This is a genomic window from Sphingomonas sp. Sphisp66 (genome assembly GCF_047324325.1).
GTDB lineage: Bacteria > Pseudomonadota > Alphaproteobacteria > Sphingomonadales > Sphingomonadaceae > Sphingomonas.
Genome location: NZ_CP168508.1, coordinates 4,014,488 through 4,032,302, shown reverse-complemented (window position 1 = coordinate 4,032,302; position 17,815 = coordinate 4,014,488). Strand labels below are relative to the sequence as shown.

Genomic DNA, 17,815 nt, shown 5'->3' with positions numbered 1-17,815 from the left:
GCAATCAGCGACAAAACGGCCCCCGCCCCATGTCGAGGTGGAGATGGTTGTAGTGCGCCGCATTATAGTCGGGGCTCAGCACCGTGGCGAAGCGCTTGCAGGCCGATCCGTGGATCGTGTCGAGGAAGGCGCGGACCTGGCTGTCGCCGGTCCGCCAGTCGCGCTCGATCGTGATCCGCCGCCCGTCGGCCAGGACGAAGCCCGACACGTCGACCGCATTGGCCAGGCCATGCTCGGACATGCGCGCCGCCGATGCCGCGCCGTTGCCGATGATCCCGCGGCACGAATAGGTGCCAAAGGTCTCGACCTTGACCAGGTCGCTGCCCAGCATCTGCCGCGCTGCCGGGGCGACGGCGAAGCGCACCCAGGCGGTGAAGCTGCGCGCCAGCCCGCATTTCATCGACTTCAATCCGGTCACCGGCACGCCGATGTCGAGCAGCTGCACCGCCCCGGTCACCACGCAGCCGCTGCCGAAATCCCGGTCGGGCAGCGCCGAGTAGCGCACCCGCTCGCGGGAGAGATCGGCGAAGCATTGCTGCGTCTCCCGAGGCGTCGGGCCGTTCAAGGTGATCGGTCCACCCGGCCGCTCGCGAATCGGCGAAGGGGCAGGCCGATCGTCTCCCCCGCCGAACATGCAGCCGGCAAGGAGTGGTGACAGGATCAGGGGCAGGAACAGGCCGAAAACGCGCATGGCATGCATCCTAGCAGCATAGCCGTGCGACATGGTTAACGTCAGAAATGTGCGTGCCCAGCCCATTTTGCGCAATTGACTTTCGCGGGCTCGCCGCTAGGGCCGTCGGCGGGCCACGCGGTCCCAACGCCGCGCGCGCTCTCTGTAAGGAGAGACTACATGACTGATTCGACTGCCGCCGACGCCACCCTTGCGCCTGTCGCAAAGCCCGCCACCAAGCCGGCGCGTCCCTATTTCTCCTCCGGTCCCTGCGCCAAGCCGCCCGGCTGGTCGCCCGAGAAGCTCGCCACCGAGTCGCTCGGCCGCTCGCACCGCTCGAAGATCGGCAAGACCCGCCTGCAATATTGCATCGACCTGATGCGCGAGGCGCTGCGCCTGCCCGACACCCACCGCATCGGCATCGTGCCGGGCTCGGACACCGGCGCCTTCGAAATGGCGATGTGGACGATGCTCGGCGCCCGCGGCGTCACCACGCTTGCCTGGGAATCGTTCGGTGAAGGTTGGGTCACCGATGCGGTCAAGCAGCTCAGGCTCGAGCCGAACGTCGTCCGCGCCGATTACGGCCAGCTCCCCGATCTCGACGCGCTCGACTGGTCGACCGACGTGCTGTTCACCTGGAACGGCACCACTTCGGGCGTGCGCGTGCCGGACGGCGAGTGGATCCCGGCAGACCGCGAGGGCCTGACCTTCGCCGACGCCACCAGCGCCGTGTTCGCCTACGACCTGCCCTGGGACAAGATCGACGTCGCCACCTTCTCCTGGCAGAAGGTGCTGGGCGGCGAAGGTGCGCACGGCGTGCTGATCCTCGGCCCGCGCGCGGTCGAGCGTCTCACCGAATACACCCCGTCCTGGCCGCTCCCCAAGGTGTTCCGCCTCGTCTCCAAGGGCGCGCTTGCCGAGGGCGTGTTCAAGGGCGAGACGATCAACACCCCCTCGATGCTTGCCGTCGAGGACGCGATCTTCGCGCTCGAATGGGCGCGTGGCCTGGGCGGCCTCGAAGGGCTGATCGCCCGCTCGAACGCCAATGCCGATGCGCTGAACAAGATCGTCGCCGAGCGCGAATGGCTGGGCCATCTCGCCGAGCTGCACGGTATCCGCTCGAAGACCAGCGTCTGCCTCACCGTGGCCGGCGCCGACGAAGCCTTCATCAAGAAGTTCGCCGGCCTGCTGGAGAAGGAAGGCGCGGCGTACGACGTCGCCGGCTATCGCGACGCCCCGCCGGGCCTGCGCATCTGGTGCGGCGCCACCGTCGACACCGCCGATATCGAGGCGCTCGGCCCCTGGCTCGACTGGGCCTACGCGACTGCCAGGGCGGACGTCTGATGGTGGGCGACACCTCCGTCGCTCGCCCGCCCTTTCCGCCCTTCACCGCCGACTCCGCTGCCGCCAAGGCCCGCCTGGCCGAGGATGCGTGGAACAGCCGTGATCCGGAACGGGTGTCGCTGGCCTATACGCCCGACAGCCGCTGGCGGAATCGTGCCGAATTCCTACAGGGCCGCGCGGCGATCGTCGAATTCCTCGCCCGCAAATGGGCGCGCGAGCTCGACTATCGCCTGATCAAGGAAGTCTGGGCCTGGCAGGAGGATCGCATCGCGGTGCGCTTCGCCTATGAATGGCGTGACGACAGCGGCCACTGGTTCCGCTCCTATGGGAACGAGAATTGGCAGTTCGATGCCGACGGCCTGATGGAAGTGCGCATCGCCAGCATCAATGACCATCCGATCGCGGCGGAGGAGCGCAAGTTCCACTGGCCTCTCGGTCGGCGTCCCGACGACCATCCCGGATTGAGCGCGCTCGGGCTCTGACCCCCGGCCGTGCCTTCTTAACCTACTCAATTGGAAAGGCATTCTCATGCCCAAGGTTCTCATCAGCGACAAAATGGATCCCAAGGCCGCCGAGATCTTCCGCGCACGCGGAGTCGAGGTGGACGAGATCACCGGCAAGACCCCAGAGGAATTGAAGGCGATCATCGGCCAGTATGACGGCCTCGCCATTCGCAGCTCGACCAAGGCGACCAAGGAAATCCTCGAGGCTGCGACCAACCTCAAGGTCATCGGCCGCGCCGGCATCGGTGTCGACAATGTCGACATCCCCGCCGCCTCGGCCAAGGGCGTGGTGGTGATGAACACGCCGTTCGGCAACTCGATCACCACCGCCGAGCATGCCATCGCGCTGATGTTCGCGCTCGCCCGCCAGCTGCCGGAAGCGGACGCTTCCACCCAGGCCGGCAAGTGGGAGAAGAACCGCTTCATGGGCGTCGAGCTGACCGGCAAGACGCTCGGCCTGATCGGCGCGGGCAATATCGGCTCGATCGTGGCGGACCGCGCCCAGGGCCTGAAGATGAAGGTCGTCGCCTTCGATCCGTTCCTCACCCCCGAGCGCGCGATCGAGATGGGCGTGGAGAAGGTCAGCCTCGACGACCTGCTGCTGCGCGCCGACTTCATCACGCTGCACACCCCGCTCACCGACCAGACCCGCAACATCCTCTCGGCCGAGAACCTCGCCAAGACCAAGCGCGGCGTGCGCATCATCAACTGCGCGCGCGGCGGCCTGATCGACGAGGCGGCGCTCAAGGAAGGGCTGGAATCGGGTCACATCGCCGGCGCCGCGCTCGACGTGTTCCAGGTCGAGCCCGCCAAGGAGCATCCGCTGTTCGGCACGCCCAACTTCCTCTCGACCCCGCACCTCGGCGCCTCGACCACCGAAGCGCAGGTCAACGTCGCGATCCAGGTCGCCGAGCAGATGGCCGATTTCCTCGTCTCGGGCGGCGTCACCAACGCGCTCAACATGCCGAGCCTGTCGGCCGAGGAGGCCCCGCGCCTCAAGCCCTACATGGCGCTCGCCGAGAAGCTCGGCAGCCTGGTCGGCCAGCTCGCGCATGGTGAGCTCCGCAACATCGCGATCGAGAGCGAAGGCGCCGCCGCCGATCTCAACCAGAAGCCGATCGTCGGCGCGGTGCTGGCCGGCCTGATGCGCGTCCATTCGGATACGGTGAACATGGTCAACGCGCCGTTCCTCGCCAAGGAGCGCGGGCTCGACGTGCGGGAGGTCCGCCACGACCGCGAGGGCGATTACCACACGCTGGTCCGCGTCACCGTCGGCACCGCCCAGGGCGATCGCTCGGTCGCCGGCACGCTGTTCGGCAACGCCGCGCCGCGCCTGGTCGAGCTGTTCGGCATCAAGGTCGAGGCCGATCTCGCCGGCCACATGCTCTACATCGTCAACGAGGACGCGCCGGGCTTCATCGGCCGCCTCGGCACCACGCTGGGCGAGGCAGGCGTCAACATCGGCACCTTCCACCTCGGCCGCCGCGAAGCGGGTGGCGAAGCCATCCTGCTGCTCTCGGTCGACGACGTGGTCAGCGAAGAACTCCTCGCCAAGGTCCGCGCCCTCCCGGGCGTGAAGACCGCGATGGCGCTGACGTTCTGACGACAAGAAGTGCGTCATCCTGACGAAAGTCAGGATCTCGAGCGGCAGGCTAACGCCTCCTCTCCAACGTCATCCCGGCGAAAGCCGGGATCTCGTGCGGCAGGAGGTGCGCAATCGCCTGAGATCCCGGCTTTCGCCGGGATGACGCTTTGGTCTAGGGGGACGGGATGAGCGGCTTACTTCCCGAAGGCTTCCACGATCGCCTCCCCCCCGCGGCCGACGCCGCGACCCGGCTCGAATCCCGCGTGCTCGGCGTCGCGCGCGCCTATGGCTATGAGCAGGTCGATCCGCCGCTCGCCGAATTCGCCGATGAACTGAGCGCGCGCCTCAAGGCCGCGGGTGGCCTGCGTGACGCGGTGCGCTTCGTCGATCCGGTGTCACAGCGCACGCTGGCGATCCGCCCCGACATCACCGCCCAGGTCGGCCGCATCGCCGCCACCCGCATGGGCCATCACCCGCGCCCGGTGCGCCTTTCCTATGCCGGCCCGGTGATCAAGCTCTCTGCTTCCGAGCTCGATCCGCTGCGCGCCACCCGCCAGATTGGCGCCGAACTGATCGGCCTCGACACCGTCGCCGCCGCCACCGAAATTGTGCGCGTCGCGATCGAGGCGCTGCACGCAGGCGGGGTCGAGGGCATCGCACTCGATTTCACCCTGCCCGACCTAGTCGATTGCCTGGCCGACGGCAGCCTGACGCCTGCCCAGCTCGCCACGCTGCGCGACCGCCTCGACGCCAAGGACGCCGCCGGCGTCGCCACGATCGACCCGCGCTATCTGCCGCTGATCGAAGCCGCCGGCCCGTTCGATGCCGCGATCGAGCGGCTGCGCGCGATCGACGCCGGCAAGGCGCTCGCCACCCGGCTCGACGGCCTCGCCGAGATTGCCGCCAGCATCCGGGGCCAGGCCGCGCTCACCCTCGATCCCACCGAGCGCCACGGCTTCGAATATCAGAGCTGGCTCGGCTTCTCGCTCTTCGCCCGCGGGGTGCGCGGCGAGATCGGTCGCGGCGGCACCTATACGATCCTCCACGGCAATGGCCGCGAGGAAGCCGCGGTCGGCTTCTCGCTCTATGCCGATCCGATCCTCTATGCGGGCATCGGCGCCGGCGACCGCCGCCGGCTGTTCCTGCCCTTCGGCACCCCCGCCGGCATCGGCGCGAAGCTGCGTGAAGAGGGCTGGGTGACGGTCGCGGCGCTGGAGGAAGACGACACGCCCGAGGCGCAGCTCTGCACCCATGTGCTGCGCGACGGGGCGCCTGCGGCGGTCTGATCCGCTGGAACAATTACCCAAGCTGATCCCCGGCGAAGGCCGGGGCCGGGGATCAGCGAAGCCGTGATGGCCCGTCTTGCAAAGTAGGATTTCGCATGGTTGCCTGAAGCAGCCAGGCCCGGCCCGGCCGCTCTTGCCAACCGTAGGAAAGATAGGACCAGTCGCGCGCAATTCCGTTGCGAGATTGCGCGCAAGCATGGAGATTCGACCCTCGCCGAGCCCCGCAATGTCGTGAACTTAGTGAACTTCCACGAGTCGCCCGAGGCGCCGCAATAGGATCAGCGCGCGAGCAATTCCGCCGCCCGGCCTTCGAGGAATGCCGGCACCGCTGCCGTCACCGCATCGCGGAAGCGGGCATCCTCGGCGAGTTGTGCCGGGAACACTTGCCGCAGCGCCAGCACCGCGTCCGCCGGATCAGCGCCCGAAGCGGCGCCCGCCAGCACTTCCGCCAGCGGATCGGTGATCTTGTCGCCCGCCGCGGCCTTGCGGTTCAGGAAGGCGATCCAGGCCGCGACCGGCACCGCCAGCCGCGCCACGTCCTCGCCCGTCGCCAGCCGGTCGCGGACCGTGTCGAGCAGGCGATAGGGCAGCTTCTGCGAGCCGTCCCAGGCGATCTGGCTGAGCAGGTGGCGGATCGCCGGGTTGCGGAACCGGTCGAGCACCGCATCGGCATAGCCCTGCACGTCGAGGCCTTCGACGGGCTTGAGCGAACGGGCGATGTCCTCGTGCATCAGCCGGCTGGCAAAGCCGCCCAGCGCGGGATCGCTCACCGCCTCGAACACGGTCTCGTGCCCCAGTGCCAGGCCAATATAGGCAAGGCTCGAATGCGCGCCGTTGAGGATGCGCAGCTTGGCCTGCTCATAGCCCTGGACGTCATTGGTCAGCGTGACGCCGGCGGCGGCGAGGTCGGGGCCATCGGCCAGGTCGAAGCGCTGCAGCACCCATTGGGTGAAGCGCTCGCGCTGCACGGCGGCCTGGTCGGCCACACCCAGTTCCTCCGCCACTTTGGCGAGGAAAGCCGGGTCGCTCGCCGGGGTGATCGAATCGACCATCGAATCGGGGAAGGCGACCTCGCCTTCGATCCAGTCGGCCAGCCCGGCGTCCCACTCCCGGGCCAGCGCGACACAGGCTGCGCGAAGCTTGCCGCCATTGCCGGTCATGTTGTCGCAGCACAGCATGGCAAAGGGGGCGGCGCCCGCGGCGCGGCGGTCGGCCAGGCCCGAGACGATCCAGCCGATCACGCTCGCCGGCTCTGCAGGCCGGGCGCGGTCATGGACGATGTCGGCGTGGTTGAAGTCGAGGCTGCCATCGGCGGCGAGGCAATAGCCCTTCTCGGTCACCGTGCTGGTGGCGAGCTTGACCGCCGGGTCGGCGAGCAGGATGCGCAGCTTGGCGCCTTCGCCGGGGCCGATCGCGTCCGAATGGGCGGCGATGATGCGGGTGGACGGCTCGCGATCGATCACTGCCAGCGTGTAGAGCCCGTCCTGAGCCTTGAGCGCGTCGACGGTGCCGGCGCTGCGCAGCGAGACTGCGGCGACGCCCCAGCGCGGATCGTTGTCCAGCACCCGGTCGAAATAGGCGGCCTGATGGGCGCGGTGGAAGGCGCCGGGGCCGAAATGGACCACGCCCGTGCGAATGGCGGCGGGATCGTGCCCCGGCCGCGCGACGGCGGCGGGAAGCGAGGCGAGGGCGGCGCGCGAAAGGCTGGTCATGTCCCCGGTGTCAACGCGTCCGGGCGGGCAAAGTCAATGGCGCGGCTTCAATAGGAGAAGGTAGGCGAAGTCGCTTTTCCTCCCGGGATCAGCGAGCCGGTCCGCCGTGCCGAATCCGAGCCCTCCGGCATCAGGAAGCGGACCTGGCGGTTGGGGAAGTCGATGTCGACGCGGCGGAAGGCGCGCAGCGCGTCCATGCCGAGCAGCAGCGCCGGCCGCTTGGTCAGGCCGAAGCGCTCGAACGGCGTCACGTCGGCAAAGGCGACCGGCATGGCGCCGAAGCGCACCTTGCCGACCAGGATGTCGGGCACCTGGGTATAGTCGGCGGTGGTCTGGGCGCCGGTCACGCTGGTCAGCTGGATCCGTTGCGGCTTGGGCGCCTTGCGGCCCACCCGCTTGCGCAGCGCGCTGTTGCCCATCGTTACCTGGCTGCCGGTGTCGAGCACCACCTGGATGCGCGTCGTGCCGTAATAGGCGTCGGTCACGATCAGCTGGCCGAACACGTTCTTGGCGGTGACGATGATCTCGTCGGGATCGCGCTTGCTGATCGCCTTGCGCTTCACGCTGGGGCGCACCGCCATGGTGCCCTTCTCGAAGTCGATCGTCACCTGGTGGTTGCGTAGCGTGTCGATGCCGAGCAGCCCGAGCGCGCCCAGATTGCGCGCCTCCAGCGCCGGGGCGACGATCGTGTGCTGCTCGCCGATCGACTTGATGCTGAGGTCCGGCACCACCACCGTGTTGACCGTGTCGCGCCCGGTCATCGAGGTGATGATCACCGGGGTAGAGGTGCCGAGCCGCAGCGAACCGGCGAGTTCGCGGGCGATGACGGTGCGCTCGGCGCCGGTGTCGATGATGAAGTTGTATGGCCCCTTGTCGCCCACCGCGACGGGAACGGTGAGGCGCTTGTCGATCTCGCCCAGCGCGAGCAGCGTCGCCTCGACATCCTCGGGCGTGGGCATGGTCAGCTCGGGATCCTGGGCGCGGACCACGGGCGGCGGGACATGCTCGCTCGGGTTCTGGGTGAGGTCACGCGCTCCGGCGGTGGCGGCCAGCGGGAGCAGGAGAAGCACTGCGAGCCTTTTCATGGATGTGAAGATACACCTTCACATGCTGCGCAGCAATCTTTCTGGGATGTTTCTGTCGCAGCCTAGTCGAGCCGCATCGCCTCCGCCGCGATGTCCTCGGCTTCCATCAGCAGCGCATCCTCGGTCATGCCTTGGGCGACATTCTCGCGGCCGATCATGATGAGGACGGGCACCGCCATCGGGGAGACGCGGGGCAGGTCGACGTGCAGCATCGTGTCGGCGGCGGTGTCGAGCAGATGGCCGAGGCGACCGACATCGGTCATCCGCGCCCGGGCATCGGCCCAGGCGGCGCGGAGCAGCAGATGGTCGGGCTCGTATTTGCGCAGCACGTCATAGATCAGGTCGGTCGAGAAGGTGACCTGGCGCCCGGTCTTCTTCTTGCCCGGATGCTGCCGCTCGACAAGCCCGCCGATGATCGCCACCTCGCGGAACGCGCGCTTGAGCAGCGCCGATCCCTGCACCCATTCGACGAACTCATGCTCGAGGATGTCGGGTGAGAAGAGCGCGGCGGGATCCTCGATCTTCTCCAGCCCATAGACGGCAAGCGCATAGTCGTTGGCGACGAAGCCGAGCGGCTTGAGCCCCAGCGCTTCCATCCGCCGGGTGATCAGCATGCCGAGCGACTGGTGCGCGTTCCAGCCTTCGAAGCTGTAAGCGACCATGTGGTGCTTGCCCTCGTGCGGGAAGGTCTCGACGAGCAGTTGGCCGGGGGCGGGGATGGCCGAGCGGCGCTCCTGCACTTCCAGCCACTCGCGGACATCGTCGGGGAAGCGCCGCCACTGGCTGCGGTCGTGCAGGAAATGACGCACCCGCTCGGCCAGGGTCGCGGTGATCGCCAGCCGCGCGCCCATGTACGAGACGTAGCGCGCCGGCTTGGCGGTGGCGCGGACGATCAGGTCGGTCAGCTCGACGCGTTCCACCTCCACCGCCATGCCGGCGAAGACGAAGGCATCGCCGGGCGAGAGCTGGGTGCCGAACGCCTCCTCGACCTTGCCGAGCCGGCGGCCATTCTTGAAGCGGACCTCCATCATCGGCGATTCGACGATGATCCCGGCATTGAGCCGATGCTGCGCAACAAAAGCCGGGGTGGTGACCCGCCACAGCCCGTCCTTGCCCTTGGTCAGCCGCTTGAACTTGTCATAGGCACGCAGCGCATAGCCGCCATCGGCGATGAAGCTCAGCACCCGGTCGAACGTCTCGTCGGGCAGCGCCGAATAGGGCAATGCTGCGCGGATCTCCTGCAGCAACTGGTCGCGGTCGAACGGCGCGGCGCAGGCGCAGGCCATGACGTGCTGGGCGAGGACATCGAGCGCGCCGGGGCGGAAGACGTCGGGGTCGAGCTCGCCATGCTCGACGGCATCGAGGGCGGCACGCGCCTCGAGATACTCGAAGCGGTTGCCGGGGACGAGTACGGCCTCCGATGGCTCGTCGAGCCGGTGGTTGGCGCGGCCGATGCGCTGGAGCAGGCGCGACGAGCCCTTGGGCGCCCCCATCTGGATCACGCAATCGACATCGCCCCAATCGACGCCAAGGTCGAGACTGGCAGTGGCGACCAGCGCGCGCAGCTGGCCGTCGGCCATCGCCTGCTCGGCTCGCTGGCGCGCCTCCAGGCTCAGGCTGCCATGATGTACGCCGATCGGCAGCTTGAGCTCGTTGACCTTCCACAGCTGCTGGAAGACCAGCTCGGCCAGCCCGCGCGTGTTGCAGAAGACGATCGTCGTCTTGTGCGTCTCGATCTCGGCCATCACCTGGGGGATGGCATAGACGCCCGAATGGCCGGCCCAGGGCACCCGGTCCTCGGGCAACAGGATGGCGATGTTGGGCTCGGCGCCCTTCTCGCCCTTCATCAGGGTCACCGCGTCGATGTCGCCATGCGGTGCGAGCCAGGCGCGATAGCCGTCGGGGTCCGCCACCGTGGCCGAGAGCGCTACCCGGCGCATATCCGGCGCGAGGCGCTGCAGCCGGGCCATCGCCAGCGCGAGCAGGTCGCCGCGCTTGCCGGTGGCGAAGGCGTGGACCTCGTCGATCACCACCGTCCTGAGCCCCTCGAACATCGTCAGGCTGTCTTCGTAGGACAGGAGCAGGCTGAGCGACTCGGGCGTGGTCAGCAGGATCTGCGGCGGGCGGGCGCGCTGACGGACCTTCTTCTCCCAGGGCGTGTCGCCGGTGCGGGTCTCGACACGGATGGGCAGGCCCATTTCCTCGATTGGCGTCAACAGGTTGCGCTGCACGTCCACCGCCAGTGCCTTGAGTGGCGAGATGTAGAGCGTGTGCAGCCCATCGGCCGGGTTCTCGACCAGGTCGGCCAGCGTAGGCAGGAACCCCGCCAGCGTCTTACCGGCCCCGGTCGGCGCGACCAGCAGCGCATGCTCGCCGCGGCGGCCCGCCTCGAGCATCTCGATCTGGTGGCGGCGCGGCGCCCAGCCGCGGCGTGCGAACCAGTCCTGCAATATCGGGGGGAGCTGGGAACCAAGGGCCATCCCGCCCATATAGGCATGATGGCGAAGCTCGGCGACTGGATCGATCCGCGGCCCACGGGCATCTATCTGCCCGCGGCCGACATCTGGATCGACCCGTCGCAGCCGGTCCGCCGCGCGCTGGTGACGCACGGCCATGCCGATCACGCCCGGGGCGGGCACGAGGCGGTATGGGCGACGCCGCAGACGCTGGCGATCATGGAAGCGCGCTACGGGCCGCAGAACGGCAACGCCGTCGGTTATGGCGAGCGGATCGCGATGCACGGCATCGACATCCGCTTCGTCCCCGCAGGCCATGTCCTCGGCTCCGCCCAGATCGTGCTCGAGCATCGCGGCGAGCGGATCGTCGTGTCCGGCGATTACAAGCGCCGCGCGGACCCGACCTGCGCGCCGTTCGAGCCGGTGCCCTGCGACGTGTTCGTCACCGAGGCGACGTTTGGGTTGCCGGTTTTCCGCCACCCCGAGACCCATGACGAGCTCGACAAGCTGCTCGCCGCGCTGCGCGCCAACCCCGAGCGCTGCGTGCTGGTCGGCGCCTATGCGCTGGGCAAGGCGCAGCGGGTGATCAGCGAGCTGCGGGTGATGGGGTTCGACGATCCCATATACATCCACGGCGCGCTCCAGCGGCTGTGCGACCTCTATGCCGAGCAGGGCGTCGACCTTGGCGAGCTGCGGCCGGCCACCGGGGTCGCCAAGGCCGAGCTGCAGGGGCGGATCATCCTGTGTCCGCCGGGCGCGCTCAACGACCGCTGGTCGCGGCGGCTGCCCGATCCGATCACGGCGATGGCGTCCGGCTGGATGCGCGTCCGCCAGCGCGCCCGGCAGCGTAATGTCGAACTGCCGCTGATTCTCTCCGACCATGCCGACTGGGACGAGCTGACCCGCACGATCCGCGAGCTGGAGCCGCGCGAGGTGTGGGTGACGCATGGCCGCGAGGACGCGCTGGTCCATTGGTGCCGCCTGCATCAGGTGAAAGCCAGGGCGCTGGACCTGGCGGGGTTCGAGGACGAGGACGACTGAGCCTGCCGATCCAACAGCGCCATCCCGATTCTCCGCAGAAATGTTGAATCTCTTGCGTCGTTTCGGGGGCAGGCGGCGCGGAAGTTCACTAAGTTCGCACTAGCGAGCGCCGACACCGCCGCCGGCGCATACTATGATTGCGCCTGCCTGATCCTATTTTTCCAACAACATGAAAGAGCGGCGGGAAATTCCCGGCCGCCCGAGCACAACAGACGAAATCCTACATTGCAAGCCGCTCAGGCGGCGGCGCGGTCCGAGCCGGAGAACAGCCAGGCTTCCGCCGTCACGCTATCGTCGAAACAGCGGGCATAGCGCTGGTCGAGCGCGCGGCCGAGCTGCGTGCGCGCCAGCGTTCGTCCGATCACGAAGGCGAGCCGGCGCGAGCGATAGGCCGGATCGGCCAGCATCGCGCGGAAGGTCTCGACGCTATCCTGCGCCTGGATCTTCATCTCGCGCAGGTCATTCAGCGTAAGATGCTGGTTCGGCCCGCAGCGCAGCTGCGCGTGCGCCTCTGCACGCCGGGCCAGAAACGCATCGATATCCTCGGCCGTGAAGAAGCCACTCATCCGGATCCGGATGAGATCGCGGGCAGGCTCGACATCAATGGTGAAATCGGCGGACATCGAATCGGCGATACCTCGCTGCGGACTACCAAAATGCTAAGGCTACGGGTTCCCTAGCGTCAACGGGTCTTGGGCCAGGCGAGCGTGGCGACCACCGGATAATGGTCCGAGGGATAGAGCTCGCCGCGATGCGTATCGATCGTGCGATAGCCGCGCACTGTGAAGCCGCGCGTGAAGAGCCAGTCGATCCGCCGATCGGCCACGCCCTTGAAGCCGTGGAAGGTCGCCGCCGGGCCAGTGGGGCGGGCGACGGCGGTGCGGGCGTCCGCCAAGGTTTCCGCGAGCGCCGCGTGCGACCGGGATTCGGGCACGGTGTTGAAGTCGCCGGTGAGAACGACCGGCACGCCCTTCGGCAAGGCCGCAATGTGCTTGCGGATCAATTCCGCGCATTTCTCGCGCGCCGCTTCATCCTCTTCGCGATAGGGGAAATGGGTGTTGAGCAGGTAGAAGCGCTTGCCCGCCTTGCTCTCGAACAGGCCCCAGGTCACCATGCGCGGGAAGATGTTGCCCCAGCTGATGCTGGCGACGGTATCGGGCGTGTCCGACAGCCAGAAATTGCCCTGTTCGACCAGCTTGAGCCGGTCGCGGCGATAGAAGACGCCCATATGCTCGTCGGCATGGCCGCCGCGGCGATCGATCCCGAACCAGCTGTACTGGGGGAGCTTACTGACGAGGTAGTCTCCCTGGAGCTGGAACAGCTCCTGCGTGCCGATCACATCGGGTGCGGCGGCGGCGACGGTCTCGACGAACAGGTCGCGGCGCTTCTCCCAGATATTGGCGCCGTCACCCGGCGAAGGATAGCGGACGTTGAAGCTCATTACGACGAGCCTGTCCTGCGCCTGCGCCGCCACCGGGGCGAGCAGGGCGAGCAACAAGCCGAGCAACCAGGCAATTCGATTCATCATCAGCATCCCGTTCTCAGATTCCTCCCTCGGAGCGCAGCTCCGGGGGAGGGGGACTGCGCGCGCAGCGCGTGGTGGAGGGGGAAGCCCCCTATCGATGTCGTGAGCCCCCTCCACCACCGGCTTCGCCGGCGGTCCCCTCCCCGCTCCTTTGGAGCGAGGGAGGAGAGATTAGCCCACACCCTCCAGTGCCTTTTGCCGGCGACGCTGCACCGAGCTGCCGATCCCCATCGCCTCGCGATATTTGGCGACGGTACGCCGGGCGATGTCGAAGCCCTTGGCGTTGAGCAGCTCGACCAAAGTGTCGTCGGACAGGATCTTCTTGGGGTCCTCGGCCTGGATCAGCGTGCGGATCGCGTTCTTCACGGCTTCGGCCGAGACCGCGTCGCCGCCATCGGCCGACTGGATCGCCGAGGTGAAGAAATATTTCAGCTCGAACAGCCCGCGCGCGCAGCTGAGATATTTGTTCGAGGTGACCCGGCTCACCGTCGATTCGTGCATCTCGATCGCCTCGGCGACCTGGCGCAGGGTCATCGGCTTCAGATGGGCGACGCCCTTGAGGAAAAAGGCTTCCTGCTGCTTCACGATCTCGGACGCGACCTTGATGATCGTGCGCTGGCGCTGGTCGAGCGCCTTCACCAGCCAGTTGGCGCTGGCCAGCATGTCGGACAGCCAGGCCTTGCTCGCCTTGTCCTGCGGGCCCGAGCTGACCTCGGTGTAATAGGCGCGGTTGACCAGCAGCTTCGGCAGGGTCGCGGCGTTGATCTCCACCGCCCAGCCGGCGCCGCGGCGCGCGACGAAGATGTCGGGGGTGACGGCCAGCGTGGGTTCCCCGCCATAGCGGCAGCCGGGCTTGGGATCATAGTTGCGCAGCTCGCGGATCATGTCCGCGAGATCCTCGTCATCGACGTTGCAGATGCGCTTGAGCCGGGGCAGGTCGCCGCGCGCGACCAGATCGAGATTGTCGATCAGCCGCGCCATGCAGGGATCGTAGCGATCGGCTTCCTTGGCCTGGAGCGCGAGGCATTCGGCGAGGTTGCGCGCGCCGACCCCGGTGGGATCGAAGGTCTGGATCGTCGCCAGCACGGCTTCGACCCGGGCGAGCGCGACGTTCAGCCGGTTGGCGACGTCGAGCAGCGGCGCAGTGAGATAGCCGGCCTCGTCGATCTGGTCGATCAGATGGGCGGCGATGAACAGCTCGGCACCGTCGACGCTCGCGCCGGCCTGCGCCATCAGATGGTCGGCGAGGCTGAGATCGCTGCTGCCGAGATTGTCGAAGTCCGGGCCGTCTTCCGACCCGCCACCGCCGGTGCCGGTGAGGCCCAGGCTGCCGTCGAGCCCGCCGCCCGCGCCGATCGTGTCGCTGCCGCTGTCGTGGTGGAAGGTCTCGGCGGCGAAATCGACATCGAGCGCGGCCTCGCCCGAGGCTTCGCCGCCGCCGGCGATCAGTTCGCTGGCGTCGGCCGGGCCGTCGCGCTCCTCGAACTCGAAATCGGTCTCGGGGGCGTCCGGGGCCTCGCCGCCGCTCTCGCGCTCGTCATTGCCGGTGCCGCTGTTCTCGAGCAGCGGGTTTTTCTCCAGCTCCTCGGCGATGAAGGTCTCGATTTCGAGATTGGACAGCGCCAGCAGCTTGATCGCCTGCTGGAGCTGCGGCGTCATCACCAGCGATTGCGACTGGCGCAGATCGAGGCGAGGGGCGAGGGACACCGAAGAAGGCCCTAGTTCCGTTCGCCCTGAGCTTGTCGAAGGGCCGTTCTGCTTCCGCCGGGCAGAAAGAACGGTGCTTCGACAAGCTCAGCACGAACGGGGGAAGAGCGGAGTGGGCCCATGGCTCAGAGCTCGAAGCTCTCGCCGAGATAGAGGCGGCGGACATTCTCGTCCTTGACGAGGTCGTTCGGCGCGCCGGCGAAGAGCACGCGGCCGTCATAGATGATGTAGCCGCGATCGACGATGTCGAGCGTCTCGCGGACATTGTGATCGGTGATCAGCACGCCGATGCCGCGCTGCTTGAGCTGGATGATCAGGTCGCGAATGTCGGAGATCGAGATCGGGTCGATGCCGGCGAACGGCTCGTCGAGCAGGATGATCGTCGGGTCGGCGGCGAGCGCGCGGGCGATCTCGGCGCGGCGGCGCTCGCCGCCCGACAGCGCCATGGCGGGTGCGGCGCGCAGGCGAGTGAGGCCGAATTCCTCGAGCAGCTCGTCGAGCCGCCGCTTGCGGGCTTCCTTGTCGGGCTCGGACAGCTCGAGCACGGCGGAGATGTTGCCCTCGACGCTGAGGCCGCGGAAGATCGAGGTCTCCTGCGGGAGATAGCCGAGGCCGAGGATCGCGCGACGATACATGGGCAGGCGGGTGATGTCCTCGCCGTCGAGCATGATGCGGCCGCTGTCGGGCTTCACTAGGCCCATCACCGAATAGAAGCAGGTGGTCTTGCCCGCGCCGTTGGGGCCGAGCAGGCCGACGACCTCGCCGCGGCCGACCGAGACCGACACGTCGGTGAGGACCACGCGCTTGTCGTACGACTTGGCGATCGAGACGACGGCCAGGCCCTTGTCGGGCAGCGGCGCCGGATCGGCGACGGGGGTTTCGAGGGTGTTGACGTCAGCCATACTCGGTCCCTGCATGGACGGTTCGCGTTACCGTGGAGTTTACCTCCGCGGCCGTTTGGCAGGATTCCTGCATGAAGACGGCCGGGAAGGGAAGAGCCCGCGCGGCGTGCCGAGGAAAAAGGGCGATTACTGCTTGGGCGCGGGGGTGGCGGAAGGTGCGGGCGTGGTCGCCGGGGCGTTCGCGCGCTTGGGCACCGAGAAGCGGCCGGTGACGCGGCCGCCACGGCTCTGCACGCCGGGGGTGCCGGGCGCCGCGGTCGAGCCGCCGACGCCCGAGCCGTCGATCGTGGCGCGGCCGGTGTCGAGGTTGATCACCAGGCGCCCGCCCGAGACGATGTTCGGACCCTGTTTGAGCGTGACGCCGCCGACCATGGTGATGATCCGCTTGTTGACGTCGTATACCGCATACTGGCCGCTCGCGCTCTGGTCCGGGCGCGTGACGGTGACCCCGCCGGCGGCATCGAGCCGCGAGACCTCGGGCGAACCGTCGGTGATCTGGCCGGTATAGGCGAGCGTGACGCGCGCGCCGGTGAGCGTCATCTCGGCCTGCTTGATGCGGACGCCGCCGGAGAGGATGACGCGGTTGTTCTTGTCCTGCAGCTCGATGTGCTGGGCGTCGAAATCGATCGGCGCGTTGCTGTCGTGCCGCTGCTGGGCAGCCGCGGGCGATGCGGCAAGCAGCGCCAGCGTGAAGCCGATCGGAAGCAGGGCAGTCGCACGGATCATGATCTAGCGCCTATTCGCGCGCTTGGGCGTAATCCGCAAGCGTGCATTGCCATCTAGGGAGATGGTGCGGTTTTCCAAGTCGGCGGTCAGCTTGTTGGCGCTGAACACGCCGGTCGGCGTCTTGCCCGAGACGGCGCCGCCGCTTTCCATCTTGCGGGTCTTGAGGTCGACGGTGGCGTTGGTGGTGTCGAGCGTATAGCCGTCGGTCGTCCGGAACTGGATCGGTCCGTCGGACGAGACCTGTTCCTTGTCGAGATCATAATGGCCGCGATCGGCCTTCAGCGTCGCCGGGCCCTCGGGCAGCTTGATCTCGGCGGCGAGGTCGCGGAGCTGGACGATCGGCTCCGACGAGCTCTTCTGGATCGCCGAGCCCGCATTGAGGCGGAAGGGCTGCCCCTTCTGGTCCTCGCCGCGGTAGATCGCCGATTCGAGGCGGAGCCGCTCGGGCGACAGCTCGACCTTGTTCTTGTCGAGCACGAAGCTGACTTCGCCCTTGGTGAGCAGCGGCGCGAGGACGAGGAAGGCCGAGAGCACGCCGATGCCGACCGGCAGGAAGATCAGCGACAGCCGCACGACTCGATCATGCGCGGAGCCAGGATGCGCCCAGCCGCGTTTTTGTGATCGCAGGCGTGTGGCGACTTCGGACATCAGATGTGCGCGAAGATGTCGGTTTCCGGCCAGCCGGCGAGGTCGAGCTCGGCGCGGGCCGGAAGGAAGTCGAAGCACGACTGGGCGAGGTCGGTGCGGCCTTCGCGCTCGAGGCGCTTGTCGAGTTCGGTCTTCATTGCGTGCAGGTAACGCACGTCGGACGCTGCGTATTCACGCTGCGGCTCGGAAAGTTCGGGACCGCCCCAGTCGGACGACTGCTGCTGCTTCGAGATCTCGACGCCGACCAGCTCGCGGGCGAGGTCCTTGAGGCCGTGGCGGTCGGTATAGGTGCGCACCAGGCGCGAGGCGATCTTGGTGCAATAGACCGGGCCGGCGGTGACGCCGAGATAGAAGCGGATCGCCGCCAGATCGAACCGGGCGAAGTGGTAGAGCTTCAGCCGCTCGGGATCGGCGAGCAGCATGCGCAGGTTGGGCGCGTCATAGGCCGAACGCGGGCCGAAGCGGACGAGATGCTCGTCGCCCGAGCCGTCGGACAGCTGGACGACGCACAGCCGGTCGCGCGGCGTGATCAGTCCCATCGTCTCGGTGTCGACGGCGATCGAGGCGCCCGGTGCGAACAGGCCCTCGGGGATGTCTTCTTCGTGGAAATGCACAGTCATGCGGG

At 67.9% G+C, this 17,815-nt stretch carries 16 protein-coding genes; 5 read left to right on the top strand and 11 right to left on the bottom strand.

Features of this window, described 5'->3' with window-relative positions:
• Positions 1 to 4: 4 nt before the first annotated feature.
• On the bottom strand, positions 5 to 691 hold the full coding sequence (locus ACEN8G_RS18330) for an extensin family protein (RefSeq protein ID WP_413415655.1): 687 nt from the start codon (positions 689 to 691) through the stop codon (positions 5 to 7).
• A gap of 159 nt (positions 692 to 850) precedes the next feature.
• Between ACEN8G_RS18330 and ACEN8G_RS18325 the strand changes: the two genes are divergently transcribed.
• The 4 genes from ACEN8G_RS18325 to ACEN8G_RS18310 all read left to right on the top strand — a co-directional run bounded on the left by ACEN8G_RS18325 (position 851) and on the right by ACEN8G_RS18310 (position 5,388).
• On the top strand, positions 851 to 2,014 hold the full coding sequence (locus tag ACEN8G_RS18325) for a phosphoserine transaminase (RefSeq protein WP_413415654.1): 1,164 nt from the start codon (positions 851 to 853) through the stop codon (positions 2,012 to 2,014).
• Positions 2,014 to 2,496: a DUF1348 family protein gene (locus tag ACEN8G_RS18320; RefSeq protein ID WP_413415652.1), complete on the top strand. Its 483-nt coding sequence runs from the start codon at positions 2,014 to 2,016 to the stop codon at positions 2,494 to 2,496. Before ACEN8G_RS18325 ends, ACEN8G_RS18320 begins: the two co-directional genes overlap by 1 nt.
• Positions 2,497 to 2,542: 46 nt before the next feature.
• On the top strand, positions 2,543 to 4,120 hold the full coding sequence (serA, locus tag ACEN8G_RS18315) for a phosphoglycerate dehydrogenase (protein ID WP_413415651.1): 1,578 nt from the start codon (positions 2,543 to 2,545) through the stop codon (positions 4,118 to 4,120).
• A 167-nt stretch (positions 4,121 to 4,287) separates the two neighbouring features.
• Entirely contained in the window at positions 4,288 to 5,388 is a 1,101-nt protein-coding gene (locus ACEN8G_RS18310; protein ID WP_413415650.1) for an ATP phosphoribosyltransferase regulatory subunit, read from the top strand.
• 278 nt (positions 5,389 to 5,666) lie between these two features.
• Here the strand turns inward: ACEN8G_RS18310 and ACEN8G_RS18305 are convergent, their stop codons facing one another.
• The 3 genes from ACEN8G_RS18305 to ACEN8G_RS18295 form a co-directional block, all read right to left on the bottom strand.
• Positions 5,667 to 7,100, bottom strand: coding sequence for a mannitol dehydrogenase family protein (locus ACEN8G_RS18305; protein WP_413415649.1), 1,434 nt, complete (start codon positions 7,098 to 7,100; stop codon positions 5,667 to 5,669).
• 47 nt (positions 7,101 to 7,147) lie between these two features.
• Positions 7,148 to 8,185, bottom strand: coding sequence for a retroviral-like aspartic protease family protein (locus ACEN8G_RS18300; RefSeq protein WP_413415648.1), 1,038 nt, complete (start codon positions 8,183 to 8,185; stop codon positions 7,148 to 7,150).
• Positions 8,186 to 8,247: 62 nt separating this feature from the next.
• A complete protein-coding gene (locus ACEN8G_RS18295) occupies positions 8,248 to 10,665 on the bottom strand; it encodes a ligase-associated DNA damage response DEXH box helicase (RefSeq protein WP_413415647.1) in 2,418 nt (805 codons plus the stop codon).
• An 18-nt stretch (positions 10,666 to 10,683) separates the two neighbouring features.
• Here ACEN8G_RS18295 and ACEN8G_RS18290 point away from each other — a divergent pair, with 18 nt between their 5' ends.
• Positions 10,684 to 11,682 carry a ligase-associated DNA damage response exonuclease gene (locus ACEN8G_RS18290; RefSeq protein WP_413415646.1) on the top strand — a complete coding sequence of 333 codons (999 nt, stop codon included), beginning with the start codon at positions 10,684 to 10,686 and terminating at the stop codon, positions 11,680 to 11,682.
• 236 nt (positions 11,683 to 11,918) lie between these two features.
• Here the strand turns inward: ACEN8G_RS18290 and ACEN8G_RS18285 are convergent, their stop codons facing one another.
• From ACEN8G_RS18285 to ACEN8G_RS18255, 7 genes are all read right to left on the bottom strand, one after another.
• Complete coding sequence (locus ACEN8G_RS18285) at positions 11,919 to 12,305, bottom strand: hypothetical protein (protein WP_413415645.1); 387 nt, start codon at positions 12,303 to 12,305, stop codon at positions 11,919 to 11,921.
• Between the two features lie 59 nt (positions 12,306 to 12,364).
• Positions 12,365 to 13,210, bottom strand: coding sequence for an endonuclease/exonuclease/phosphatase family protein (locus tag ACEN8G_RS18280; RefSeq protein ID WP_413415644.1), 846 nt, complete (start codon positions 13,208 to 13,210; stop codon positions 12,365 to 12,367).
• A 168-nt stretch (positions 13,211 to 13,378) separates the two neighbouring features.
• Positions 13,379 to 14,914 (bottom strand): RNA polymerase factor sigma-54, encoded by a 1,536-nt coding sequence (rpoN, locus tag ACEN8G_RS18275; RefSeq protein WP_413415643.1) that lies wholly within the window; start codon positions 14,912 to 14,914, stop codon positions 13,379 to 13,381.
• A gap of 125 nt (positions 14,915 to 15,039) precedes the next feature.
• Positions 15,040 to 15,816, bottom strand: coding sequence for an LPS export ABC transporter ATP-binding protein (lptB, locus tag ACEN8G_RS18270; protein ID WP_413415642.1), 777 nt, complete (start codon positions 15,814 to 15,816; stop codon positions 15,040 to 15,042).
• 126 nt (positions 15,817 to 15,942) lie between these two features.
• On the bottom strand, positions 15,943 to 16,542 hold the full coding sequence (locus tag ACEN8G_RS18265) for an LptA/OstA family protein (protein ID WP_413415641.1): 600 nt from the start codon (positions 16,540 to 16,542) through the stop codon (positions 15,943 to 15,945).
• A gap of 3 nt (positions 16,543 to 16,545) precedes the next feature.
• Positions 16,546 to 17,190, bottom strand: coding sequence for an LPS export ABC transporter periplasmic protein LptC (gene lptC / locus ACEN8G_RS18260; protein ID WP_413415640.1), 645 nt, complete (start codon positions 17,188 to 17,190; stop codon positions 16,546 to 16,548).
• Positions 17,190 to 17,810, bottom strand: coding sequence for a ribonuclease D (locus ACEN8G_RS18255; protein WP_413415639.1), 621 nt, complete (start codon positions 17,808 to 17,810; stop codon positions 17,190 to 17,192). The genes lptC and ACEN8G_RS18255 overlap by 1 nt, the downstream gene beginning before the upstream one ends.
• Positions 17,811 to 17,815: the final 5 nt, after the last annotated feature.